This is a genomic window from Gemmatimonadales bacterium, assembly GCA_041390145.1.
In the GTDB taxonomy this organism is placed as follows: domain Bacteria; phylum Gemmatimonadota; class Gemmatimonadetes; order Gemmatimonadales; family GWC2-71-9; genus SPDF01.
Map to the genome: position 1 here is coordinate 65,982 of JAWKQM010000002.1, position 22,457 is coordinate 88,438.

The 22,457-nt window shown below is 67.6% G+C and carries 22 protein-coding genes and 2 tRNA genes; 6 read left to right on the plus strand and 18 right to left on the minus strand.

The window, feature by feature from the left end; translation table 11 throughout:
* Positions 1–10: 10 nt before the first annotated feature.
* Both R2910_00320 and R2910_00325 read right to left on the minus strand, forming a co-directional pair.
* Entirely contained in the window at positions 11–1,810 is a 1,800-nt protein-coding gene (locus tag R2910_00320) for an ABC transporter ATP-binding protein (GenBank protein MEZ4411412.1), read from the minus strand.
* On the minus strand, positions 1,807–2,907 hold the full coding sequence (locus tag R2910_00325) for a lysylphosphatidylglycerol synthase transmembrane domain-containing protein (protein ID MEZ4411413.1): 1,101 nt from the start codon (positions 2,905–2,907) through the stop codon (positions 1,807–1,809). Before R2910_00325 ends, R2910_00320 begins: the two co-directional genes overlap by 4 nt.
* A gap of 51 nt (positions 2,908–2,958) precedes the next feature.
* On the opposite strand from R2910_00325, the gene uvrA reads away from it, so the two are divergent.
* On the plus strand, positions 2,959–5,760 hold the full coding sequence (gene uvrA / locus R2910_00330; GenBank protein MEZ4411414.1) for an excinuclease ABC subunit UvrA: 2,802 nt from the start codon (positions 2,959–2,961) through the stop codon (positions 5,758–5,760).
* Complete coding sequence (locus R2910_00335; protein MEZ4411415.1) at positions 5,757–6,380, plus strand: hypothetical protein; 624 nt, start codon at positions 5,757–5,759, stop codon at positions 6,378–6,380. Before uvrA ends, R2910_00335 begins: the two co-directional genes overlap by 4 nt.
* Here the strand turns inward: R2910_00335 and R2910_00340 are convergent.
* From R2910_00340 to R2910_00350, 3 genes are all read right to left on the minus strand, one after another.
* Complete coding sequence (locus R2910_00340; GenBank protein ID MEZ4411416.1) at positions 6,377–8,428, minus strand: cation:proton antiporter; 2,052 nt, start codon at positions 8,426–8,428, stop codon at positions 6,377–6,379. The two genes, R2910_00335 and R2910_00340, sit on opposite strands and share 4 nt — an antisense overlap.
* Positions 8,429–8,563: 135 nt before the next feature.
* Positions 8,564–9,145 carry a peptidylprolyl isomerase gene (locus R2910_00345; protein MEZ4411417.1) on the minus strand — a complete coding sequence of 194 codons (582 nt, stop codon included), beginning with the start codon at positions 9,143–9,145 and terminating at the stop codon, positions 8,564–8,566.
* Positions 9,146–9,275: 130 nt separating this feature from the next.
* A tRNA-Asn gene (locus tag R2910_00350) sits at positions 9,276–9,349 on the minus strand.
* Between the two features lie 720 nt (positions 9,350–10,069).
* On the opposite strand from R2910_00350, the gene R2910_00355 reads away from it, so the two are divergent.
* Genes R2910_00355 through R2910_00365 form a run of 3 tightly spaced genes read left to right on the plus strand, consistent with a single transcriptional unit; the run spans position 10,070 to position 12,351 of the window.
* Entirely contained in the window at positions 10,070–11,128 is a 1,059-nt protein-coding gene (locus tag R2910_00355) for a DNA polymerase III subunit (GenBank protein ID MEZ4411418.1), read from the plus strand.
* Positions 11,125–11,598 carry a cyclic pyranopterin monophosphate synthase MoaC gene (gene moaC / locus R2910_00360; protein MEZ4411419.1) on the plus strand — a complete coding sequence of 158 codons (474 nt, stop codon included), beginning with the start codon at positions 11,125–11,127 and terminating at the stop codon, positions 11,596–11,598. The genes R2910_00355 and moaC overlap by 4 nt, the downstream gene beginning before the upstream one ends.
* 54 nt (positions 11,599–11,652) lie before the next feature.
* Positions 11,653–12,351 (plus strand): transglycosylase SLT domain-containing protein, encoded by a 699-nt coding sequence (locus R2910_00365; protein MEZ4411420.1) that lies wholly within the window; start codon positions 11,653–11,655, stop codon positions 12,349–12,351.
* On the opposite strand, the gene R2910_00370 is transcribed toward R2910_00365, so the two are convergent.
* The 3 genes from R2910_00370 to R2910_00380 all read right to left on the minus strand — a co-directional run bounded on the left by R2910_00370 (position 12,338) and on the right by R2910_00380 (position 15,775).
* The gene (locus tag R2910_00370; protein ID MEZ4411421.1) at positions 12,338–13,450 is read right to left on the minus strand and encodes a COX15/CtaA family protein; all 1,113 of its coding nucleotides are present in this window, start codon (positions 13,448–13,450) and stop codon (positions 12,338–12,340) included. The genes R2910_00365 and R2910_00370 overlap by 14 nt on opposite strands.
* A 114-nt stretch (positions 13,451–13,564) precedes the next feature.
* Entirely contained in the window at positions 13,565–15,124 is a 1,560-nt protein-coding gene (locus tag R2910_00375; protein ID MEZ4411422.1) for a LysM peptidoglycan-binding domain-containing protein, read from the minus strand.
* A 282-nt stretch (positions 15,125–15,406) separates the two neighbouring features.
* A complete protein-coding gene (locus R2910_00380; GenBank protein ID MEZ4411423.1) occupies positions 15,407–15,775 on the minus strand; it encodes a hypothetical protein in 369 nt (122 codons plus the stop codon).
* 206 nt (positions 15,776–15,981) lie between these two features.
* On the opposite strand from R2910_00380, the gene R2910_00385 reads away from it, so the two are divergent.
* Positions 15,982–16,749 (plus strand): serine hydrolase, encoded by a 768-nt coding sequence (locus R2910_00385; protein MEZ4411424.1) that lies wholly within the window; start codon positions 15,982–15,984, stop codon positions 16,747–16,749.
* Here R2910_00385 and R2910_00390 read toward each other — a convergent pair.
* The 10 genes from R2910_00390 to rpsP form a co-directional block, all read right to left on the minus strand.
* Positions 16,746–16,994 (minus strand): hypothetical protein, encoded by a 249-nt coding sequence (locus R2910_00390; protein ID MEZ4411425.1) that lies wholly within the window; start codon positions 16,992–16,994, stop codon positions 16,746–16,748. The two genes, R2910_00385 and R2910_00390, sit on opposite strands and share 4 nt — an antisense overlap.
* 12 nt (positions 16,995–17,006) lie before the next feature.
* Complete coding sequence (locus tag R2910_00395; protein ID MEZ4411426.1) at positions 17,007–17,246, minus strand: hypothetical protein; 240 nt, start codon at positions 17,244–17,246, stop codon at positions 17,007–17,009.
* Positions 17,247–17,311: 65 nt separating this feature from the next.
* A complete protein-coding gene (gene ilvE / locus R2910_00400; protein ID MEZ4411427.1) occupies positions 17,312–18,166 on the minus strand; it encodes a branched-chain-amino-acid transaminase in 855 nt (284 codons plus the stop codon).
* Between the two features lie 61 nt (positions 18,167–18,227).
* Positions 18,228–19,640 carry a cardiolipin synthase gene (gene cls, locus R2910_00405; GenBank protein MEZ4411428.1) on the minus strand — a complete coding sequence of 471 codons (1,413 nt, stop codon included), beginning with the start codon at positions 19,638–19,640 and terminating at the stop codon, positions 18,228–18,230.
* A 42-nt stretch (positions 19,641–19,682) separates the two neighbouring features.
* Positions 19,683–19,756: transfer RNA gene (locus R2910_00410), tRNA-Lys, on the minus strand.
* A 113-nt stretch (positions 19,757–19,869) separates the two neighbouring features.
* On the minus strand, positions 19,870–20,559 hold the full coding sequence (locus tag R2910_00415; GenBank protein ID MEZ4411429.1) for a ribonuclease HII: 690 nt from the start codon (positions 20,557–20,559) through the stop codon (positions 19,870–19,872).
* Between the two features lie 4 nt (positions 20,560–20,563).
* Positions 20,564–20,911, minus strand: coding sequence for a 50S ribosomal protein L19 (rplS, locus tag R2910_00420; protein ID MEZ4411430.1), 348 nt, complete (start codon positions 20,909–20,911; stop codon positions 20,564–20,566).
* Between the two features lie 50 nt (positions 20,912–20,961).
* Positions 20,962–21,663, minus strand: a complete 702-nt coding sequence (gene trmD / locus R2910_00425) for a tRNA (guanosine(37)-N1)-methyltransferase TrmD (protein MEZ4411431.1) — start codon at positions 21,661–21,663, stop codon at positions 20,962–20,964.
* Complete coding sequence (gene rimM / locus R2910_00430; GenBank protein MEZ4411432.1) at positions 21,656–22,186, minus strand: ribosome maturation factor RimM; 531 nt, start codon at positions 22,184–22,186, stop codon at positions 21,656–21,658. The genes trmD and rimM overlap by 8 nt, the downstream gene beginning before the upstream one ends.
* Positions 22,186–22,449: a 30S ribosomal protein S16 gene (gene rpsP, locus R2910_00435; protein MEZ4411433.1), complete on the minus strand. Its 264-nt coding sequence runs from the start codon at positions 22,447–22,449 to the stop codon at positions 22,186–22,188. Before rpsP ends, rimM begins: the two co-directional genes overlap by 1 nt.
* Positions 22,450–22,457 lie beyond the last annotated feature (8 nt).

A 22,457-nucleotide genomic window follows, 5' to 3' on the forward strand; every position in this document is an offset into this window, starting at 1 on the left:
CTTCGAAAACCTACCCCGTCGCCGCCCGGGAAGGCAAGGAAGCGTCCTGTGCCGCCAATTGCAGGCGGTAGAGACGCTCGTACAACCCCCGCTGCTCCAACAGCCCCCGGTGCCCCCCCCGTTCCCGAATCTCACCGTGGTGGAAGACCAGGATCTCGTCGGCATGGAGGATGGTGCTCAGGCGGTGCGCCACCACGATGCTCGTGCGCCCGACCATCAACTCCCCGATGGCCTGCTGGATCTGGGCCTCGGCTTCGGTGTCGACCGAACTCGTGGCCTCATCGAGCACGAGAATCCGGGGATCGAGCGTCAGTGCCCGCGCGAAGCTGAGCAGTTGGCGCTCGCCGACGCTCAAGGACTTCCCCCGCTCACCAAGCACGTGACCGTACCCGGCCGGCAGGCGCCCGATGAACCGGTCGGCGCCCACCCGCTCGGCGGCGCGATGCGCCGCCGCCTCGGGCACGGGCGCGTCGAGGCGCAGGTTGTGGAGCACATCCCCCGAAAACAGGAAAAGGTCTTGCTGCACGAACCCGATGAACCGCCGCAGTTCCGCTGTCGGCAGATCGCGGATGTCCACCCCGTCGAGGGTGATTCTGCCGCGTTCCGGGTCATAGAAGCGGAGCAGCAGGCTGATGACGGTGGTCTTCCCCGCCCCGGTCTGCCCGACGAGCGCCACGGTCTGCCCGGGCGACGCGGTGAACGAGACGTCGCGGAGCACCCACGGCCCGTCGGCCCGGTACCGGAACCACACCCCTTCGAATCGCACCTCGCCGCGGACCGGCCGCGGCAGGAGCGCGGGGATCACCGGTTCCGGGACCGTCACCGGGGCATCGAGGAGCCCGAAGATGCGCTCCGAGGAGGCCATCGCGCTCTGCACGATATTGAACTTTTCGGACAGGTCCTGGAGCGGCTGGAAGAACCGCCGGGTTAGCTGGATGAAGGCGGCCAGGGTGCCGACCGTCAGCGTCTGGTCCGCGAACCGGACCCCGCCGTACCACAGCAGCAGCGCCACTGCCACCGACCCGAGCACTTCAATGATGGGGAAGAACACGGCGTAGACCGTGATGGACCGAAGGTGCGCCTCGAGGTGCGATTGGTTGACCGTCGCAAACTCGTCGGCGGCGGCCCGCTCACGTCCAAAGAGCTGCACGATGCGCATGCCGGACAGGTGTTCCTGCAGGAAGCTGTTCAGCCGGGCCAGCCGGACCCGGATGTCGCGGAACGCCTCGCGCACCTGGCGGCGGAAGAGGTAGGCGGTCAGCCAGACCAGCGGGATGACGGCGAACGCCACCAGCGCCAGGCGCCAGTCGGTCCACAACATCAGCCCCATGATGGCCAGCAGGGTGAACAGGTCTCCGAAGATCGCGACGACACCGGAGGAAAAGAGCTCGTTGAGCGTCTCGACGTCGGAGGTCACCCGGGTCATCAGCCGACCGACCGGGTGCCCGTCAAAGTAGGGGATGCTCAACCGCTGGAGGCGGCCGAAGATCTCCATCCGGAGGTCGTGCATCACTCCCTGCCCGATATGCGTGGTCAGGAGACTCTGGGCGTACTCCGTGGCGAACTCGAGGACGAGGGCGGCGAGGTAGGCGGCGGTGAGGGTGCCGAGCAGACCGAGGTCCCGCTGCGGGACGGCGACATCGAGGACCTGCTTCGTCAGGACCGGCCCGACCAGCGCCAGAAAGGCGTTGACGATGAGCAACACCACGGCGAGCGCCACCAGCCCGCGCCGCGGGCGCAGGTAGGTGAGCATTCGCCGCATCAGCCCCGCGTCGAAGGATCGACCGAGGGCGTCTTCCTGCAGGTTCATCCGGGGTGACCCGGGCCGGCGGGCGCCGGCGCGGGGGCGTCATCCAGCTCTTCGAGGCCCTTGATCCCCTGCCGTACCCAGTTGGAGAAGACCAGGGCGCCAAACGCGATCGTGAAATAGCTGAGGATAGTGCGCCAGGCGAGCGTGTAGAGGGGGGTCAGCGCGGCCGGCACGTACGCCGTCATGACGATCGCAGACAGGACCTCGGCAATACCGCTCGCACCGGGGGTCGGGGCAAAGTAGAGCAGGAAGGTGATCAGCGTCTGCACCAGCAGCACGTCCACGAAGTGCGCCTCGATGCCGATGACGCGGAGTGCCACATAGCCGGCCAGCAGCTTGTTGGCGTGCGACGGCCCGGACAGCAGGGTGGCCCAGAAAAGGGACAGCCAGCCGCGCGGCGTGTTGAACTTGGCCACGGCGGCGTGCGCCTCGTCGATGCCGACGAGCAGCTTTTCGAGCTTGGCCTCGATCCGCCGGCTCCGGCGCCCGGCCCACACCGCCAATCCGTGAACCGCCTTGCTCGCCACCTGTGGAAAGACGATCACCACCAGGAGCAGGACACCCAGGGTCGCGAACACGCCCAACGTGCCGAGGAAGAGGTCGTAGAGCGAGAGCCCGAGCAGGTCACCCTTGGACCCGAGCGACTGCCCGGCGCCGAGGAGAATGGCCAACGGGCCGGTGATGCCGAAGAAGACGATGGTCGCGACGAAGGTCACCAGGGCGGTGGTCATCCCCACCGGCACGCTGACGCCGTAGCGGCGCATGGTATAGACCATCATCGGGGCCGCGCCGGACTGGAGCGGCGTCAGGTAGGCCGCCCAGGCACTCATCCCGCCCGCCAGGAGCATCCCCTTGAGCGGCGGGTTGGGGTGCAGCTCGCGCGCCACCACCCAGATCCGGAGCCCCCCGCCGATCCAGTCCATCGAGGCGAGCGCGAGGCCCACAAGCACCCATCCCCAGTGCAGCTGGGTCAGGCCGTGCAGGAAGGCGGGGAGATTGTCCCCGTAGAAGAGGACGGCGACATACCCCACCAGGGAGATGCCGACGAAGATCTCGAACCCGCGCAGGAGCAGCTTGGGGGATAGTGGGTTGGCCATGAGTGCGGAAACGTACGGGTCGGCGGAGGCGGGGTCAACTATCTTTTGGGCATGCCACCCGAGGTCATCCGCATCGTCAACGCACGCCAGCACAACCTCAAGGGGGTCACGGTCGACCTCCCCCGGCGGGCACTGATCGTGGTGACCGGTCCCTCCGGCTCCGGCAAGAGCTCCCTGGCCTTCGACACCCTCTATGCCGAAGGACAGCGTCGGTACGCCGAATCACTGTCCACCTATGCCAAGCAGTTTCTCGACCGCATGCCGAAGCCGCTGGTCGACCGGCTGGACGGCATCGCCCCCGCCGTGGCCATCCAGCAGCACAATCCGGCCACCTCGAGCCGCTCGACGGTGGGAACGGCCACCGAGGTCTATGACTACCTGCGCTTGCTCTGGGCGCGGGCAGGCACCACCTACTGCCGTGCGTGCGGCGGGCCGGTCCGACAGGACACCCCGCAGGAAGCCGCCGCCGCGGTGGAGGCGCTTGGCCCCGGACGGTACCAGGTCTGTTTTCCCCTGCCCCCGTCCGCCCGGAACAGCCACGCCGCTATCGTCGAGAATCTCAAGGCCCTCGGCTTCCTTCGGCTGCTCGCCGACGGTCAGCCGGTGCATCTCGAGTCGCTGGAGGCCTACCCGGACCTGACGGCCGTCGACGACCTGCTGATTGTGGTGGACCGGCTGGAGGCAGGAAAGGGCACGCCGAACCGGCTCGTGGAGGCGATCAGCACGGCGTTCGCGGAGGGTGAAGGAATTGCGGTCGTCGTGCATGACACCGGCCGACGGCGGTTCACGGAGCATCCGAGCTGCAGCCAGTGCGACACGCCGGCGCGGGCCCCCACACCCGCCCTCTTCTCGTTCAACAATCCGGGCGGCGCCTGCGCCGCCTGCAGCGGCTTCGGCGCGGTGCTGGAATACGACGAGTCGCTCATCGTGCCCGACACCTCACTGGCGCTCTCCGACGGGGCCATTGACCCGTGGACCAAGCCCCGGTACGAGGCGAGGCGGCGGCTCCTCCTGGAGACGGCCAAGAAGCACGGCATCGACGCCAACCGCCCCTGGGCCCGCCTCAAGGCGGCCGACCGCGCCCTCCTGCTGACCGGCAAGTCGGGACGATTTATCGGCATCATCCCATTTCTCCGCAGCCTGGAGCCGAAGCGCTACAAGCAGTACATCCGCGTCTTCCTGCGACAGTACCAGCTCGCCCTCACCTGCCCCACCTGCAAGGGGACCCGGCTCAACGAGCACGCCCTCGCCGTCCGCATCGGCAACGACACCATCGCCGACGTGAGCGCCCGCCCGGTCGGCGCCCTCCGTGCCTGGCTGGGGGGACTGGAACTGAGCCCCGAGCGGCAGCGGGTCGCGCAGTTGATCCTCGAACAACTCGACGCCCGGCTCCGGTACCTCGACGACGTGGGACTCGGCTACCTCACCCTTGACCGACAGGCGCGCACCCTGTCGGGTGGCGAGGCGCAGCGCATCGCGCTGTCCAATGCGCTCGGCTCACAACTGGTGGATTCGATGTATGTCCTCGACGAGCCGTCGATCGGACTGCACCCGCGTGACACCGACCGGCTGCTCGCGCTTCTTCATCGCCTCCGGGATCTCGGCAACACCGTCATCGTGGTCGAGCACGACCTGGCCGCCGTGCGCGACGCCGACTTCATGCTGGAACTCGGGCCGGGTGCCGGCGAGCGGGGTGGCACCGTCGTCCACGCCGGCCCGCCCCTCGAGGCGGTGGACACGCTGACCGGCCAATACCTCTCCGGCGCCAAGTGCATTGCCGTGCCGAGCGCACGACGCCCGGCCGGCCCGCTCTGGCTCCGCGTCCGGGGCGGCACGCTGCACAACCTGAAGGGGGTGGACGTCAACATCCCCCTCGGCACGCTCACGACCGTGACCGGCGTGTCCGGTTCGGGGAAGAGTACGCTCGTCCACGACATCATCTACCGCGAGCTTGAGCGCCGCCTCCATGGCGGCCACTCCGCGAAGTCCCACCTTGGCGAGCTCGTGGGCGCGGTCGGGGAACTCACGGGGTCCGAGTTGATTGCCGACGTGCTGCTGGTGGACCAGTCGCCGATCGGCCGCACCCCGCGCTCCAATCCGATCACCTACGTGAAGGGCTTCGACGAGATCCGCGACCTCTTTGCGAGCCAGCCCCTGGCGCGGGCCCGCGGCTACACCGCGTCGACCTTTTCCTTCAATCTGGCGGGGGGGCGGTGCGAGGCGTGCGAAGGCGCCGGTCATGTGCAGGTGGAGATGGTCTTCCTGGCGGATGTGTTCGTGCCATGCGACATCTGCGGCGGGAGTCGGTACAAACGCGAGCTGCTCGACGTGAAGATCCACGGCGCCTCCATCCACGACGTGCTGCAGTGGACGGTGGAGGAGGCGATCACCCGGTTCCGTCATCAGCCCAAACTCGGTACCGCGCTCTGGCATCTGCACCAGGTGGGGCTCGGCTACCTCCGTCTCGGCCAGCCCGCCACGACGCTCTCAGGCGGCGAGGCGCAGCGGCTCAAGATCGCGCGCGAACTGGCCGGCGCGAAGCGGAAGGGTGCGCGCAAGCTCTACATTCTCGATGAACCGACGACCGGACTCCATCTCGACGACGTCCGGGTGCTGATGCAGGTGCTGGACCGGCTCGTGGACGCGGGCAACACTGTCCTCCTGATCGAGCACCATCTCGACGTCATCAAGAAGTCCGACTGGATCATCGACCTGGGTCCCGAGGCGGGCGACGAGGGAGGACGCGTCGTGGTGGAGGGAACTCCCGAGCAGGTCGCTGCCACAAGCGAATCGCTCACCGGCCGGTACCTGCAGCCGTATCTCGAGAGCGCCGCCGTGGAGGCGCACACATGATCGAGCCGTTCGACGCCGCGGCGGCGGTACGCCACCTGCGCAGGGTGGATCCGGACCTGGCCACCGTCATCCGGGCGGCAGGCACCTGCGGTCTCGAGCCGCGGCTGCGGTCGTCGCCCTTCGAGGAGGTGCTGGAATCGATCGTGTACCAGCAACTGAGCGGGAAGGCCGCCGCCACCATCTACGGACGGGTCCGCGCCCTCTTCCCGCCCCGGCGGGCGCTCCAGCCGCAGGCGCTGCTCGATACGCCCGATGAAGCGCTGCGTGGCGCCGGCCTCTCACGGGCCAAGCTCGCCGCCGCGAAGGACCTCGCCGCCAAGACACTGGAGGGCGTCGTCCCGACGGCGGCGGCGCTCCGGCGGATGCCGGATGACGAAATCATCGAGCGGTTGACGACGGTGCGCGGCGTGGGAAGGTGGACGGTGCAGATGCTGCTCATCTTCCGTCTGGGTCGGCCCGATGTCCTGCCGATCCACGACCTCGGCATCCAGAAGGGATTCCAGCTGACGTACCGCACCCGGCAGCTGCCCAAGCCGGAACGGATCGAGCGTCATGGCGAGAAGTGGCGGCCGTTCCGGTCGGTGGCGGCGTGGTACCTCTGGCGGGCGACCGACGGCTAGCCCTGGAGCAGGGCCGCCGCTGCAGCGATAGCGCGCTGCGATCCGGTCAGCGCCAGCACGTCGCCCACCCGCAGCTGCTCCTGTCCCTCCGGAAGCACCATCCGTTCCTCTCCCCGACAGAGTGCCACGACTGATGCGCCCGTCAACCCACGCAGGTTGAGTTGGGCGAGCGTCCGTCCCGCCGCCGCGTCCCCCGTGCCCACAACCACCTGCGTTAGTTCGCCGATGCCGGGCAGCAGCTGCCGCACTTCCGACATGATGCCGGTTGCGGGGGAAGCGGGGTGTTCGCGGGTGACGGCCAGCGCCTCGACGATCATGCTGGCGCCGGCGCGGACGTGACCCTGCAGGTCCCGCGCGGAGCGCCAGAAGGCGACGCCGAGCAGCAGGAGCAGCGTCCCCAGCAAGGCGGGCCCCCCGAATGTGGGGAGCACGGGGAGGGTAACCGCCACCATCGGGATGCCGACGATCAGCACCACCCCGATCTGCACCGAAAGCAGCAGCGCCTGGCGCGGCGCGGCGCCGAGATCCGCGCGCCCCGGGGCGGCGGCGGGAACGGCATGCATGGAAATGGCCGTCGCGAGCGCGCGCGCCCCCCGGACGATGCCATACAGCAGGGGGAAGAGGGCGGCGAGCGCGACTACGATGGCGCCGGCCTGGGTGGCCGCCGTGGACAGTCCGAGGAACTCGGCGAGCCGGTCGGTTCCAGACTCCAGCGTGAGCGAGGCCCCGATCAGGATCGTGGTCAGCAGGACCGCATCAAGCGCGATTACGCTCGCCAGGTGGCGAATGCGGCCGGCAGGGGTGCTCGAGACCGGACGGCTCCGCGCAGCCTCGACCCAGGAGCCATACAGGGTCGCGTAGGTCTGGAGGGCGTGCGGCAGGCGCCGGTCGACTTGATTGGCCACGGCAGTCGAGCGAGCCACGAAGACCGGGGTCAGGAGCGCCGTCAGCACCGAGACGAAGACGGCCACCGGAGCCAGAAACGCCCCGGTGGCACCGCTCGCGACGCCGAGCCCCGCGATGATGAACGAGAACTCCCCGATCTGGCCCATCGAGAGTCCGGCGCGAATCGAGGTCCGCGTGCCGAGGCCGGCGAGGAAGGCGCCAGAGGTGACACCGACGGTCTTGCCGACGAGCACGGCCGCCGTCAGGGCGAGCACCGCGGGCCAGTACTCCACGATGGCACCCGGCTCGATCGACATGCCGACGGCCACGAAGAAGATGGCCGCGAACATGTCACGCAGCGGACGGACCAGCGGTTCCACCTGCTTCGACACCCCCCCCTCGGCCACGAATGACCCGGCCAGGAAGGCGCCGAGCGCCACCGAAAACCCGGCCAGATGGGCCAGGAGCGCGGCGGAGAAGCAGAGCCCGACGCTTGCCACGAGCGTGGTCTCGTCCCGGCGCTGCCGCACGATCCAGCGGAAAGCGCGCGGCACCGCAAAGAGTCCGACAAAGGTGACGACGGCGAGGAAGAGCCCAAGGCGCGGGAGGGTGCCCGCGATCGTCTCGGCGGCGGTGCCGGTGCCGCCGATGACGGCGCTCAACACGGCCAGGAAGAGGATCGCCACCAGGTCTTCCATCACGAGCACGCCGTACACAATGTCGGCCAGCGGACCGGTAATGTGCTGGTCCTCGAAGACCTTGGCGATGATCATGGTGCTCGAGATGGCCACGATGGCGCCGGCGAACAGGCTTTCGAAGCGGGTCCAGCCGAGGGCCTGCCCCACCAGGTAGCCGAGCGACAGGCAGAGTCCGATCTCGACGGCGGCGATGAGACCGGCCGTGGAGGCCAGTTTCGCGATCTTCTGGATCGTGAAGCCAAGGCCGAGCGAGAACATCAGCAGGATGACACCGAGCTCGGAGAGCGTCTGCACGGTGCCGACATCGGCGACCAGCGGGAAGAAATCCGTCGGGCCGATGAGCACGCCGGCCACCAGGTAGCCGAAGACTGGTGGCAGGCGCAGGCGCTGCGACAGCACGCTGGTGAGCGCGGCCACGCCCAGCACGATGGCCAGGTCGGTCAGGAAAGCGATGGAGGAGTGCATCGGTCACCAAGTTTCCTACCGGAATGCGGCAGGCGCAATGGGGGCGCGGGCCCGTGCCATGCCGGATCCTCCGAGCACTCGTCTACAATGCCAAGGCGGTGCCGCACGGGGCGGTGTTCAGCAGATAGCGCCTCGCTACTTCACCGGGTATCCAGACCCGGCCAGCTGCGCCGCCGTCATCTCCACGACGTCGACGTGCAGCTTGATCGGCACCTGCGGCGCGTCCAGCGAGTCCGTGGGCACCGACACGATCGCCTCCACCACGTCCATGCCCTTGATGACCTGCCCGTAGATGGTGTAATCCCCGTCGAGCCGGGGCAGCCCGTTCTTGTTGACAACAATGTACAGCTGGCAACCAGCGGAGAGCTTCTGCGGATTATCGTCGCGGCCGGCGCCGACCGCCCCGTAGACATGACGCAGGCTGTCATTGAACTCGGGCGCCAGATTGTATGGAGAGCCCGTGAACCCTTCGGGGGTGTCGGGGCAGCCACCCTGCACCACAAAATTCTTGACGACCCGATTGAAGGTGAGCGAGTCGAAGTAGTGGGCGTTCGCGAGCCTGATGAAGCTCGCCCGGTGGTTGGGCGTCTGCGGATAGAGATAGAAGAGAATCTCGCCCTTGTCGGTCTGGATGCGACCGACCGGGTATTGCGCGCCGGTGAAGGCCGGCAGCGCGAACACAGCAGACGCCGCAATGGCGACAAGGGGCTTGAGCATCACGTCTGGCCTTCGATGGGCGGTGGTCTCGGCAATGGCCTTAGGAGAGATGAAGTTACCGACGGGGCGGGACCACACAACCTCCATGCGACAACGGCCCCGCCGCATGGCGGGGCCGCTGATACACCAGCTCCCGAGGAGGGACTCGAACCCCCGACCCGCTGATTAACAGTCAGCTGCTCTAACCAACTGAGCTACTCGGGATCGACACGCCGCCACCCGGCTGCGCGCGTGGCAAGTTTAATAGGACGGGCACGCTCGCGAAAGCGCCGGGGAAGCGGGGCTGCAGGTGCGATCGACCCGCCAGATGGTCAAGCGCTCTAACGCGGCCACTCAACCGACGCAGGCCGCTCATCCGGCGCGTTGGGCTGGATTCGTTTGCATTGCTGTGGGCATATGCCCACCCCGGTAGGTCCGCCCGCGCATGCGATTGATCCGCGCATCGGAGCACGACCCTGGACCCCGGCTTTCGCCGGGGTGACGCGGCGGCCTCCCTGCCTCCCAGCCCCGCTGCCCCCCTGCCCACCTGCCCCGCCCTCCATTATCCACCCCCTCCACTGACTTATCCCCCCGTTTTCCAACTTTCCACACCGACAGGTGCCCGATTATCAGACACGTCGCAGATGGCAGGGCGAGAATCCGTGTCATGCCAGGATGCAGCGAAGTGCATTGAAGCCCTTCACCGGAAGCCGTTACGCAGAAGCGCGTTACAAATCATGCGAGCAGATACTCACAGTGCATCCTAAGCGAGTAAGTACTCACAACAAACAGACAGGCCAGATTGGCGCATTGTCCGGCTCCTCGTGGCATGGAAATGCACACCTAAGTCGTTGTTGAAAAAGATGTTACACGAATGCCGGTTCCAATCGCGCGCTCTTTGCTTACCTTCTTCCCATGTCTTTGAAGCCTCTGGCGGGTCACTCGGTGGCCCGCCGTCGTCTTGTCAGCGCCGTGAAGAATGGCCAGCTCCCCCAGGTCATTCTCATTGCCGGTCCCGAAGGTGTCGGCAAGCAGCGACTGGGGCTCTGGATCGCTCAGCTGGTCCTCTGCGAGGCGCTGGGCGACGAACCCTGCGGCCAGTGTCGGACCTGCCGACTCGTCCTCGACCTGGCCCACGCCGACCTGCACTGGATTGTGCCGATCCCCCGCCCCAAGGCCGGGGAACCGGATAAGCAGGTGGAAGAGGCCGCCGAAAGCATCGCCGAGGTGCTCGAGGAGCGCCGGAAGACGCCCCTCTACTCCCCCGCCGACGGAATGTCGGCCCACGGGATGGCCACGGCCCGCTTGATTGCCCGGCGCGCAGGGCTGACGCCGGTTGAAGGGAAGAAGAAGGTGTTCATCATCGGCGAAGCCGACCGCCTGGTCGCCCAGGAGTCGAGCCCCGAGGCCGCCAACGCCCTCCTCAAGCTCTTCGAGGAGCCGCCGGCCGACACCTACTTCGTCCTGACCACCGCCGACCCGGGCAAGCTGCTGCCGACCATCCGGTCGCGCACGGTGCCCCTCAGGTTGGGGCGGCTCAGCGATGCGGACGTGAAGGACTTCTTGTCCGCGCATCTCGAGCCCGCCCCGGCGGGAGCCGGGTTGAAGCAGTTGGTGGCGCGCGCGAACGGGTCCATTGGCGCGGCGCTCTCGGAAAGCGGCGCCGGCGCCAAGAGCCGGAGGGCAGCCGCCACCTGGCTGGAGGCCGTGCTTGCAGGCGCCGGACCCGCCGCGGAGCGAGCCCTCGCACAGGCTCCTTGGTCGGCGCGAGGCGACTTCACAGACCTCCTGGATGCGGTGGCCGAGACACTCGGCGATGCCGCCCGTGAGGCCGCCGGAGTCGAGAGTGTCGCACCAGTTCCGGCCGCGCTGGCGGGCCGGGAGCCGACCGGCCTCCTGCAGGCACAGTCGCTGGTGGCGGAGGCCCGACTCGCCGCACAGGGCAACGTCAACCCGCAGCTCCTGCTTGGCGTGCTCGGCAGCGACCTGGCGGACGTCCTGTGAGCCTCTCCCACCTCGACGCCCAGGGACGGGCCAGGATGGTGGACGTGGGCGAGAAGCCGGTCACGGTCCGGACCGCGACGGCCGAGGGACGGGTGAGAATGTCGCAAGCGGCGTTCGACCTCGTGGCCGCGCAGGCCGTCAAGAAGGGTGACGTGCTCACGGTGGCAGAGGTGGCAGGCACCATGGCGGCCAAGCGGACCGGGGAGCTGATCCCCCTCTGCCACCCGCTGCCGGTCGACCTGGTCGAGGTCCGCGCGACGCTCGAGCCGGCGCTGCCCGGTGTGCACGTCACGACGCGCGTCCGGTGCGAGGGACGCACCGGTGTGGAGATGGAAGCGCTGACCGCGGCGGCGGTGGCCTGCCTCACCGTGTATGACATGGTGAAGGCGGTCGACCGCGGCATGACGATCGAAGGAGTGCAGGTGCTGGACAAGACTGGCGGGACGCACGGCGACTGGAAACGGACCTAATCGTCTTCGGTTGACCGACCCGTCGGCAGACCCTAGTGGAGGATCAACGATTTGTTGACCCGAACGGACCATCAGATCGAACGAAATTCCCCGACGCCCCGGCTCATTGTCCGGGGTGGCGTACTGCTTGGCGCCGGAGTCCTGGTGTGCGCGCTGGCCGGTTGGCCTAGGCGCGCCGGTGCCAATGATACCGCACCCACTCCCTCGGCCGAATTTGTGTCGCGGGAGTTCCGGGACATCTCCCAGCGGCTCGAGGGCGCGAGCGGCGAAACCGCCCTGCTCAAGCTCCAGCTGGCGCGCACCAACGCCATCTTCGCCTACTCCGCCCAGTACAAGATCCCGGCCGACCTTAGCGCGGACATTTACGACATTGCCCTGAGCGAGGGCATCGATCCCGCCATGGCGTTCCGGCTGGTGCGCGTGGAGAGCGAATTCTACGAGCGGGCCCGGAGTCCAATGAACGCCATCGGTCTCACGCAACTCCGCCTGCCGACGGCACGGTTCTACAAGCCCGAGGTGACGGAAGCGGACCTGTTCGACCGGGAGTTGAACCTGCGGATCGGATTCCGATTCCTGAAGGACCTGGTGGAGCGGTTCGACGGCAACGTTGATCACGCCCTGCTGGCGTACAACCGCGGTCCCACGACGGTAGCCGCCATCCTGGCGCAGGGCGGCGACCCGCGGAACGGGTATGCCAAGAAGGTGATCAAGGGTGACCTGCGGAACGCGAATGTCCCGGTCACCGTGAACTGACGGGACGAGCGGGACCAGCATCGAGGGCGGCCGGCAGACCATGCCGGCCGCTTTTCGTTTGCAGCGACGCGAGGGCGAGTAATGCGGTCGTGAGGACCAGCACCGCGCCGAACTGGTGGAGCACACCCACCGGCACGGGCACTTTCAGCAGCAGAGTGGTGATCCCCAGTCCCATCTGCACGGTCGCGAGGAAGGCCAGCAACGCGAACCACCGTCGCGCGCGGTCCGGCAATGCGACACCCCGGCTCGACCGCCAGAGCAGCACGGAGAGGAGCGCGACGGACATGCCAAGCAACCGGTGGTGGAATTGCACCGCGGCGACGTTCTCAAAGACGTTGAGATACCACGGGGAGAGGGCCGAGTAACCCGGCGGCACCACCTGGCCACCCATCAAGGGAAACGTATTCCAGGCGTGCCCGGCGTCGAGCCCGGCGACAAACGCGCCGCTGATGATCGTGAAGAACACGAATCCGGCAAACCACGCCGTCCGGCGCCGCAGTCGCCTGTCGGCCTTCGGATCAACCACCTCCACCCTGTCGCCGACGCCGAGCAACTCGGCCGAGGTCCACACCGCGAGTGCGTACACGATCAGCGCCAGGGCGAGGTGGGCGGCAAGCCGGTACTGGCTGACGTCCGTCCGGACCGTGAGGCCGCTCTTGACCATGTACCAGCCCATCGCCCCTTGCAGTCCGGTCAGCAGGAGGATGCCGCCGATCCGCCAGGCCAGCGCACCGCGCAGTTCCTTCCGCCAGAGGAAGAACACCAGCGGCAGGGCCAGCGCGAGGCCAACCAGCCGGGCCCAGAGCCGATGCGAGAATTCCCAGAGATAGATCACCTGGAACTGCGCCAGCGACATGCCGAAGTTGAGCTGCTGGTACTCGGGGATCTGCTGATACCGCGTGAATTCCGCCTCCCACGCGGCACGGTCGAGCGGGGGGAGCACGCCGGTGACCGGCTTCCACTCGGTAATCGACAATCCAGACTCGGTCAGACGGGTCGCACCGCCGATCAGCACGAGCACCAGCACCATCAGCGCCCAGAGCGCGAGCCAGGTGCCGATGCGACGGCGGGTGGAATCAGGAAGCGGGGCGTCCGACACTGTGACTGCTCCAAGGGAAGGGCCGGGCCGAAATCTAACCGACGCCGGACCCGGCTACGCAAACGGCCGGGGCAGTCTGCCCCGGCCGATTGAACATCACCCAGTCCACCGGAATCAGGCGGTGCGGCCCGAGCTCCGGAGTCGCAGCTTCTGCCCAACCCTGAGCTGGTCGCTGGAGAGTCCGTTGATCCGTTTGAGGTTTGCCGTACTGGTGCCGTATCGCTTGGCAATTCCCGACAGGGTGTCACCCCGGCGCACCGTGTATACCGTGGCGCTCCGAGACGGCCCACTGACCGATCCCTGCGTGGCTGCGATGGCCGCGCGCGTCTCGGCGTTGAACCCATTGGTCGGAATGACCAGCTGTTGGCCGATACGGATCATCCCGGACCGCGGGATTTTCGGATTGGCATCGCGAATCTCGGCAGTGCTGACGTGATACCGCTGGGCAATCCCGGAGATGGTCTCGCCGCTGCGAACGACGTGCGTCTGGTACGCCACCCGCTCCGACGACGGCAGCTCGGCGTAGGCCACGGCCGTCTGCTCGCCATAGCCCACCGGGACGCGCACCACCGCGGACTTGCCGGGCGGCGTCACCATCCGGATGTACTGCGGGTTGAGCTCGCGTATCTGGGCGAAGGTGGCGCCCGACAACCGGGCGATCACGTCGAGCCCCGTCTGGCTGGGCACGATCAGCGAATCGTAGGCGAAGGGAGGGACCGCCGGCGGGTCTTCGAAGCCGTACTTGGTCGGTTCCTTGGCGATGAGCGCCGCGGCGATCAGCTTCGGCACGTAGTCCTTCGTCTCGCGGCGGAGGTACCGGGTGTCGTACAGCCGGAAGAACTCGGCGTCGTTGTTCACTTCGTCTTCGTCGCTCAGATCGCTGGCGGTGTCCGGCGTGCTGACCGTGCTCGCCGGGAGGCCGCGCAGGCCACGTGACACCTTGCCGGCGCCGGCGTTGTATGCGGCGGCCGCCAGGTAGATCGAGCCGAAACGCTCCTGCAGGTCGTTCAGGTGCCGGGCCGCGGCCGCGGTCGACTTGACGGGATCCCGCCGCTCGTCGACATAGGTGTTCACCTGCAGCCCGTACATGCGGCCGGTCCCCTTCATGAACTGCCACATCCCGGTGGCGCGCGCCCGGCTGACCGCCGAATTCGAGTACCCGCTCTCGATGAGCGCCAGGTACACCATGTCCTCGGGGACGCCGTTGAGCTGCATCTGCTCGCGGATCATCGCCTCATACCGGGGGAGGCGGGTCAGCCAGATGGCCATCCGCTCACGCCCGGGGCCCTGGAAGAAGTCGAGGTAGTACTGGACGCGGTAGTGGGACGCATACGTCTCAACGTCGATGTCCCACGAGGTGACCACATCCAGGTCATCGGCGCCGCCAGCGTGCGAGATTGCCGGCTCGGGGTTCGAATCGGGGGAGGCAAGATCGAGAGCCGCCAGCACGGCCGCATCGGCAGCCGAGTCGGCTGCCACGATGGAGCGGGCCAGGCTGTCGACGTTGCGCGCGGGTTCCGTCGGAGGCACGGCCGCGAAGTCGGCGGCGCTTGATGTATCGAGGGCGGGGCTGGAGACGCTCTGGGCCGCCGGCGACGGCGCCACGACAGGCGCACGACCGCTGCTGCAGGCGGCTGCGGCCAGGAGTAGGGCAAATAGTGAAGTCCGATGCACGCTATAAGGCTCCTTGAGCGCCACGCGACGACACGGCACTCCCAGGGCGAATCTCAGTCTGGAACACATCAGCCACTCTTCCGTTCCAGCCAAACCTATGCCGGATCGGGAGGCGAGACAAACCGATAATCCAACGCATTATCTCACAATGACTTACAAAATTCCATGACGGCCGAATTTCGGTGGGCCTGAGAACGGGGCTGCCCGGGAATCGTGCAGGGAGCCCGAGTCGAAGGGCGGGACTCGAAATAGATGCCCGGAAATGCCCCGTGGTCGCGCCCCTCAGTCCACGAAGTAGCGGTTTCCCAGGAGGCGGTTGGTGGCATTCAGGACCGCCAGGGCGGCGGCACGCGTCGGCTCCTCTTCCGTGAGGACGGACCCGACGACTCGCTTGGGAACCCCCTCGCCGCGGGTCGCCAGGGAGACGATCACCACGGTGGCATCGAAGGCCCGGATCGCCTTGACCCCAAGGCACTCGAAGCTCAGCTCGCCTTCGACCGATTGGGTGAGCGCGCTGATGCAGGCCTGGGCCGCGCAACGCAACTCGCCCGCCTGTGAGGCCAGTCCCTGGGCCTCCCCCTCGTACCGGGCCCCGGCGGGACCGGTCAGGACCACCGCCGCACTGCACCGTCCGCTTGGAAGGCGCTCCATGCGAAACTCGGCAAAACGCAAGCGCGGATGGGTATCAGGCATGAGGTCTCTTGAGAGAGTGGCGCGGAGCGGGTACACTCCCCGTCATGAAACGACTGTCATTGCTGTGCTTAGCCCTGCCGCTGCTGGCCTCGCCGGCAGCCGCACAGATTTCCGGAACACTCCGAAGCAACTTGGAGGCCGAATCTCCGCCGGCAGGTGCCGAGGTGGGTCTGGCCCTGATCGATCTGGGCAGCGGTGACTCGCTCTGGATCAACGCCCAGTGGCGGGTCCACGCGGCCAGTACCATGAAGGTACCGGTCCTCATCGAGCTTGCCCAGCGGGTGGATGCGGGCCGGTTTGGCTGGGACTGGCCGCTGCTGGTCAAGAACGAGTTCCACTCCATCGTGGACAGCTCGACCTTCGCGTTGCTCGTGCCCGACGACTCCGAGAAGACCCTCTTCGCCCGCGAGGGTGAAATGGTCCCGGCCCGGGAACTGGCCCGCCTGATGATCACCTGGAGCAGCAACTTCGCGACCAACCTGCTGGTGGACCAGCTGGGGGCACCGCAGATCCAGGCGACTTCCCGGCGGCTGGGGGCTGATTCGATCGTGGTCTTGCGCGGCGTCGAGGACCAGAAGGCTTTTGACCGCGGTCTCAGCAACACCACGACGGCGCGCGACCTGGCCGTTCTGCTCGCGTCCATCGCGCGGGGTCAGGCGGCCTCGGACTCCTCCACCGCCATCATGCTCGACATCCTGACCCACCAGCAGTTTCGCGCGGGGATTCCGGCCGGCGTCCCGCCGGGGACGAAGATTGCCAGCAAGACCGGCGGCATCACGGGCATCAACCACGACGCCGCCGTGATCTATCCACCCAGCCGTCCCCCGTACGTCCTCGTCATCCTGACCCGGGGTTTCGAGCGGCCCGCCGACGCCGAGGCGTACATGGCGAGGATTTCGGCCGAGGTGTGGGCAAGCCTGGTGGGCTCCTAGACGGAGTCGAACCGCACCTCGAGCTGCCGGCCGGGCTCCTCCGGCTGGCGCACCACATCGACCTCCAGACGCGGCCGACCGGCTTCGTCCATTTCCACCGTCAGCACCATCATCAGCCCATCCTCCGTCTCCAGGCGTAGCTGGCGGAGGTCCGAGCGCATGATGGCGGCGGCCACCGATTTGCCCCGGAGGGCCCCGAGGGAGTCGGCAATGCGGCGAAGATCCTGAAACGACACCTGCGTCATGAGTCTGCCCCGCTAACCGAGATGTTCGGACAAGATGGCCGTCAGGCGGTCGGCGGGGATGCGGTCAGCCTGGCTGTAGAGCGCCGAGCGGGAGGTCGACTCGAGCGGATAGGGTGCCCAGAACGCGCGCGCCTCGGGCTCCGCGGCGCGGAACGACAACACCAACCGCCAGTGCGCGGTATTGGCTGTCCGTTCAGCGGCGAACGAAACCTTCCAAGTGATGTCGCCGTGCTCGACGACGCGCCAAGACATGCAGTCTCCTCATGGGCCTCTCCGGCGAATATGCGCCGCCGGAGGACAAGGTCAAGGGCCCGGCGTCACCCGCGGGTGAGCGCCTTGAACCGGTCCATCAATGTGCGGGTCACAGGCCCGATCGGTCCGGCGCCGATCTGGCGCCCGTCGAGTGACCGGATCGGCGCAATCTCCGCTGCGGTGCCAGTCAGGAACGCCTCGTCGGCCGTGTACACATCGTAGCGGTTGATCGGTTCTTCCCGCACCGTCAGTCCCGCCTCGGCGGCCAGCTCGATGACCAGATCACGGGTCACTCCGCGCAGGATGCCCGTCCAGGACGGCGGCGTGGTCAGCACCCCGCGCCGCACGACGAAGATGTTCATCCCGGACGCCTCGGCCACATAGCCGGTCCGGTCGAGCATCAGCACCTCGTCCATCTGTGCCTGGATGCCCTCCAGCTTGGCCATGATATGCGGCAGGTAATTGAGCGACTTGACGCGCGGAGAGAGGGTCTCGCGATTGGGCATCGGTGTGGCCGAGCCGATCATGGCAAGCCCCTTCTCGTATCGCTCGGCAGGCCAGATACGGATGGTGTCAAAAATGATGATCGCGGTCGGGTGCGGGCAGCTGCGCGGGTCGAGGCCGAGGTCCCCCATGCCGCGGGTCACCATATGGCGCAGGTAGCCCTCCTTGAGCCCGGCCCGCTCAACCCCCTCGACCGTCACCCGGGCCATCTCCTCCAGCGGTATGGGGACGGTGAGCCAGATGGCCTGCGCGGAGTCGTAGAGTCGCTCGAGATGCTCCTCCATCCGGAACGGCTTGCCCCCATACACCCGCATCCCTTCGAACACCCCGTCGCCGTAGAGCAGGCCGTGGTCGTACACCGAGACCTTGGCGGTCTCGCGGTCGTGCCATTCTCCGTTGATCCAGATGAGGCTCATGCGAGGTCCGGGGTGAGTGGAGGAGGAGCCGAGGGACGATTCGGAAAGGTAACCGAAACGCTCAGAGGAGCGAGTCACCGAGTCGGGCAGTGTTTTGCGCCACCCGAAGCCACACTGGACGGCGCGCCCACGCGTCGGCGGTGAGTTCCGTCGCATCGGCAAAGTATCGCTCCTGTACGCCCCGCATGGCCGAGACAACCGCGGGGTCGTACACCAGGAGCGCCACCTCGGCGTTGAGCGCAAAGGACCGGATGTCCATGTTCACCGACCCGACGATGGCGAGGTCGTCGTCGATGGTGACGTGCTTGGCGTGGAGGAAATGCGGGCGATAGAGGTGGATCCGGACGCCGGCCGCGAGCAGCTCGTCGAAATACGAGCGCTGGGCGAGGCCCATCACCCATTTGTCCACCGGGTTGGCCACCACGAGCCGGACTTCGACACCTCGACGCACGGCGGTGCGGAGGGCCTGGAGGAACGGTTCATCCGGCACGAAATAGGGCGTGGTAATGACGATGCGGCTCTGCGCCCGGTGAAAGAGGTGGACCAGCAACTCCTGCGCATTTTCCCGCTCGTAGCCTGGCCCGCTGGGCAACACCTGGGCGCTGGAGCTTCCCGTTGGAACGGGGAGTTCGATGGCATCCGAGTCCGCGGGCAGTTCACCGGTTTCGAAGAACCAGTCCTGGAGGAACACCGCCTGAAGCTGGATCACCACGGGCCCGGTCACGCGGACGACGAGCTCCTCGTTGGGATACCCCGGAACGAATCCGGGATTCACCAGGTTCTGCGATCCCGTGAAGCCGACCCGATTGTCGATCACCGCCACCTTCCGGTGATTGCGCAGGTCGAAGCGCGCGGCATTCCGGCGGAACATCCCGGCGGGCAGCACCTCGCGGCTGGGAATGCCGGCTGCCTGGAGTTTCTTCAGCAGCTCCGGGAGCGCAAACTTGCGTGAGCCCACGGCATCGACGAGGACACGGCAATCCACACCGCGCGCCCTGGCCCGCAGCAGCGCCTCGACCACCCGGCCGCCCCGGTCGTCATCCGCAAAGATGTAATAGAGCAGGTGCACACTGTGCCGCGCACCGTCGATCGCCTCGACGAGCCGGAGGATGGACGCGTCGTAGTCTGGAAGCAGCTCGACGGTATTGCCCTCGAGCACCCGGAAGTCGCCGAGGGCCCGGACCAGTTGCGGGACGGGGCCGACGTGCGGCGGGGCTGGCACTGGGAGCGGATGCCGATCCTGCCACGCCAGGATCATCCCCGACACCTCGCGCTGGCGCTCCAGGCGCCAGACCGGGAACTTGATCCGGCCGATGATGGCGTAGAGGAGGAACCCCGGCCACGGAAGGAGAAAGATCAGCAGAAGCCAGGTCCGGGCGGCGGCGGGGCTGCGCCGCTGTGGAACGTACACCAGCATGACGAACCGGATGGTCCACTCACTCAGGAGATACAGGAAAGCAACCGATGGATGCATCGCGTCCGCGGGTGGGGAGGATCAGGTCGGGAAGAAGTACAGTGAGGGCGCTGGGGATCGAACCCAGAACCTACGGGTTAAAAGCCCGTTGCTCTAGCCAGTTGAGCTACGCCCCCAAACCGCCGGAAACCTTGCACCCGACGGGGCTGGATTCAAGTCCTTGCCTCCGTTGGTTTCTGGCGCAGGTTCGCCCCACAACATCGGGGGCAAGCGCCCATCCGCCCCCAGCTCAGTGACGTGCCGGAGGATGTGGCCCATCGGGGCTGGGCGTTCTGGAAGGCCAAGTAGGGAGGCCCATGGCGCTTACCGGTCGAAAACTCCGCCGGTGATGGTCGGTGGGGCCCAGGCGCTCGATCGCCGCCACGTGCTCCGCACTCCCATATCCGCTGTTCCGGTCCCAGCCGTATCCCTCGTGCCGAGAGGCCAGCCGGCGCATCAGGCGATCCCGCACCGTCTTGGCAATGATCCCGGCGGCGGCGATGGTGTGGCAATCGGCGTCACCGTCGACAAGAGCGTCGTGTGCAAGCCCGATTTCTGGCATGCGAAGACCGTCGATGAGCAGGCGGGGCAGCGGGGCAGCGGGGCAGCGGGGCAGGACCTTGAGAATCGCGCGGCGCATGGCGAGCGCGGTCGCGACGCGGATGTTCAGGTGATCGATCTCGCGGACCGAGGCCCCACCGACGCCGACGGCGAGTGCGGCATCCCGGATCTGCAGTGCAAGCGCCTCCCGCCGAGCGGCTGAGAGGGTCTTGCTGTCACGCACCCCGACGACCACGGACGAACCCACCGGAAATACGACGGCCGCGGCCACCACTGGACCAGCCAGGGGACCGCGGCCTGCTTCATCGACTCCAACCAGCACCTGCCCGTCGGCCCAGACCGCCGATTCGCGGTCTAACGTGGGACGACGGGCCGCCACGCGATCAGTCCTCGCGCTTCTCCCGAATGCGCGCGGCCTTGCCGCTCAGCGCACGGAGATAGTACAGCTTGGCCCGGCGGACCCGACCCCGTCGCACGAGGTGGATCGAGGCGATGATCGGGCTCTGGACCGGGAAGATCCGCTCCACGCCGACGCCTGCCGACACCTTGCGCACCGTGAAGTTTTCGTGGGCGCCGCCGCCGCGCCGGGAAATCACGACCCCCTCGAACGCCTGCAGCCGCTCCTTGTCGCCCTCGCGGACGCGCACCATGACCCGTACGGTGTCCCCGGCGTCGAACGCGGGGAGATCAGTGCGCGGGGTCCCGCGCGTCAACGCATCCATCCGTTCCATCGTCATTCTCCTGAGTGGCGGCCCGTTGGGCCCCGTTCGGCGTGTTGCCGCTAGTCGTCCGACGCGAGGTGCGCCTGCCACAGATCGGGCCGGCGCTCGCGAGTCAGTGTGTCCGCCTGTTCCTTCCGCCACGCGGCGATTTTCGCGTGGTCGCCGGAGCGCAAGACCTCCGGGACTGCCAACCCCCTGTATTCCGGAGGCCGGGTGTAGCTCGGCGGGCTCAACAGCCCGTCGTAATGTGAATCGGTGCTGGCCGACTCGTGGTCTCCCAGGGCGCCGGGGAGCAGCCGCACCACCGCGTCCAGGACGCAGAGGGCCGCCGGCTCGCCACCCGTCAGCACGAAGTCGCCGAGCGACACCTCATCGGTGGCCAGGTGATCGGCCACGCGCTGATCGACGTCCTTGTAGTGCCCGCAGAGCAGCGTCAGCTCGGGCGCCAGCGACCATCGGACGGCGTCCGTGTGGGCGAACCGCCTCCCTCGCGCCGACAGGAGCACCACCGGTCCGCGAAGCGGGCCAAGCGACTCCACCGCCTCAAAGAACGGCTCCGGCTTGAGCACCATCCCGGCCCCGCCACCGAAGGCATAGTCGTCCACGGTGTGGTGCCGATCGTGGGTGAAGTCCCGGAGCTGTACCGTCCGAAACTCGACCCGCCCATCGGTGCGCGCCCGCCCGATGATCGAGGCGTCGAGCCAGGGCGCAAACACTTCCGGAAAGAGCGTGACCACGTTGATGCGGAGCGGCTCAGCCATCGAGCAAACCCTCCGGCGGAGCCACCACCAGCCGTCGGCCGGCGCGGTCCACGTGCTTCACGAACTCCTTCCGATACGGCAGCAGGAACTCCCGCTTGGGGCCCTGCACTTCGATGACCAGCCCGGCCGCCGTTTCATAGTACCCGGTGACCAGCCCGACCGGGGTGTCGTCCTCCAGCCGCACGGCAAAGCCGTCGAGCTCGTGGAGGTAGACTTCCCCTTCTTCCAGCGGCGTCGCCTCGGCCGCCGGCACCGCGAGGAAGCCGTCCCGGAACGGTTCCAGCCCGGCGCGCTCCTCGATGCCTGCAAACTTGACCAGCCACTCGCGGTGGTACGCCCGGCCGCGTTCGACCGTCAGCGGACTCCGGATCACCGCACCGGCCAGGTCAACCGCCCAGAGTGTCTGCCCTGCCGCGAAGACCCGTGCCGGATCGTCGGTCAGCGGAAAGACCGTACACTCCCCCTTCAGTCCGTGCGGCCTGCGAAACCGCCCGACCACCATGTGGCGGGCGCCTTCGGTCATCAGGCCGTCGGCGTCTTGAAGAGCCCGGCCTTCCGCAGGAGCGAGCTCACCGTTTCGGACGCCGTGGCGCCCTTGTCGAGCCAGGCGCGCGCCTTCTCGGTGTCAACGGTGATCTGGTCCGCCTCCACCTTGGCCTTCGGCGCATAGGTGCCGATGACGTCGATGAAGCGGCCGTCGCGCGGCGCCGTCTTCTCGGCGACCACGATGCGGTAGATCGGGAGCTTCTTCCGCCCGACCCGGCGGAGACGAATGCGAGTTGCCATGTATCGAT

What these genes read in the sequence shown, in the direction of transcription:
- R2910_00345 (MEZ4411417.1), bottom strand. Translation starts at nt 9,145, where the DNA reads ATGCTCAAGCCCCTTGTCGCCATTGCGGCGTCTGCTGTGTTCGCGCTG.
- uvrA (MEZ4411414.1), top strand. Translation starts at nt 2,959, where the DNA reads ATGCCACCCGAGGTCATCCGCATCGTCAACGCACGCCAGCACAACCTC.
- rpsP (MEZ4411433.1), bottom strand. Translation starts at nt 22,449, where the DNA reads ATGGCAACTCGCATTCGTCTCCGCCGGGTCGGGCGGAAGAAGCTCCCG.
- R2910_00380 (MEZ4411423.1), bottom strand. Translation starts at nt 15,775, where the DNA reads ATGGAGCGCCTTCCAAGCGGACGGTGCAGTGCGGCGGTGGTCCTGACC.
- R2910_00320 (MEZ4411412.1), bottom strand. Translation starts at nt 1,810, where the DNA reads ATGAACCTGCAGGAAGACGCCCTCGGTCGATCCTTCGACGCGGGGCTG.
- R2910_00395 (MEZ4411426.1), bottom strand. Translation starts at nt 17,246, where the DNA reads ATGTCTTGGCGCGTCGTCGAGCACGGCGACATCACTTGGAAGGTTTCG.
- R2910_00340 (MEZ4411416.1), bottom strand. Translation starts at nt 8,428, where the DNA reads ATGCACTCCTCCATCGCTTTCCTGACCGACCTGGCCATCGTGCTGGGC.
- trmD (MEZ4411431.1), bottom strand. Translation starts at nt 21,663, where the DNA reads ATGGCTGAGCCGCTCCGCATCAACGTGGTCACGCTCTTTCCGGAAGTG.
- rplS (MEZ4411430.1), bottom strand. Translation starts at nt 20,911, where the DNA reads ATGGAACGGATGGATGCGTTGACGCGCGGGACCCCGCGCACTGATCTC.
- R2910_00335 (MEZ4411415.1), top strand. Translation starts at nt 5,757, where the DNA reads ATGATCGAGCCGTTCGACGCCGCGGCGGCGGTACGCCACCTGCGCAGG.
- ilvE (MEZ4411427.1), bottom strand. Translation starts at nt 18,166, where the DNA reads ATGAGCCTCATCTGGATCAACGGAGAATGGCACGACCGCGAGACCGCC.
- cls (MEZ4411428.1), bottom strand. Translation starts at nt 19,640, where the DNA reads ATGCATCCATCGGTTGCTTTCCTGTATCTCCTGAGTGAGTGGACCATC.
- R2910_00325 (MEZ4411413.1), bottom strand. Translation starts at nt 2,907, where the DNA reads ATGGCCAACCCACTATCCCCCAAGCTGCTCCTGCGCGGGTTCGAGATC.
- R2910_00390 (MEZ4411425.1), bottom strand. Translation starts at nt 16,994, where the DNA reads ATGACGCAGGTGTCGTTTCAGGATCTTCGCCGCATTGCCGACTCCCTC.
- rimM (MEZ4411432.1), bottom strand. Translation starts at nt 22,186, where the DNA reads ATGACCGAAGGCGCCCGCCACATGGTGGTCGGGCGGTTTCGCAGGCCG.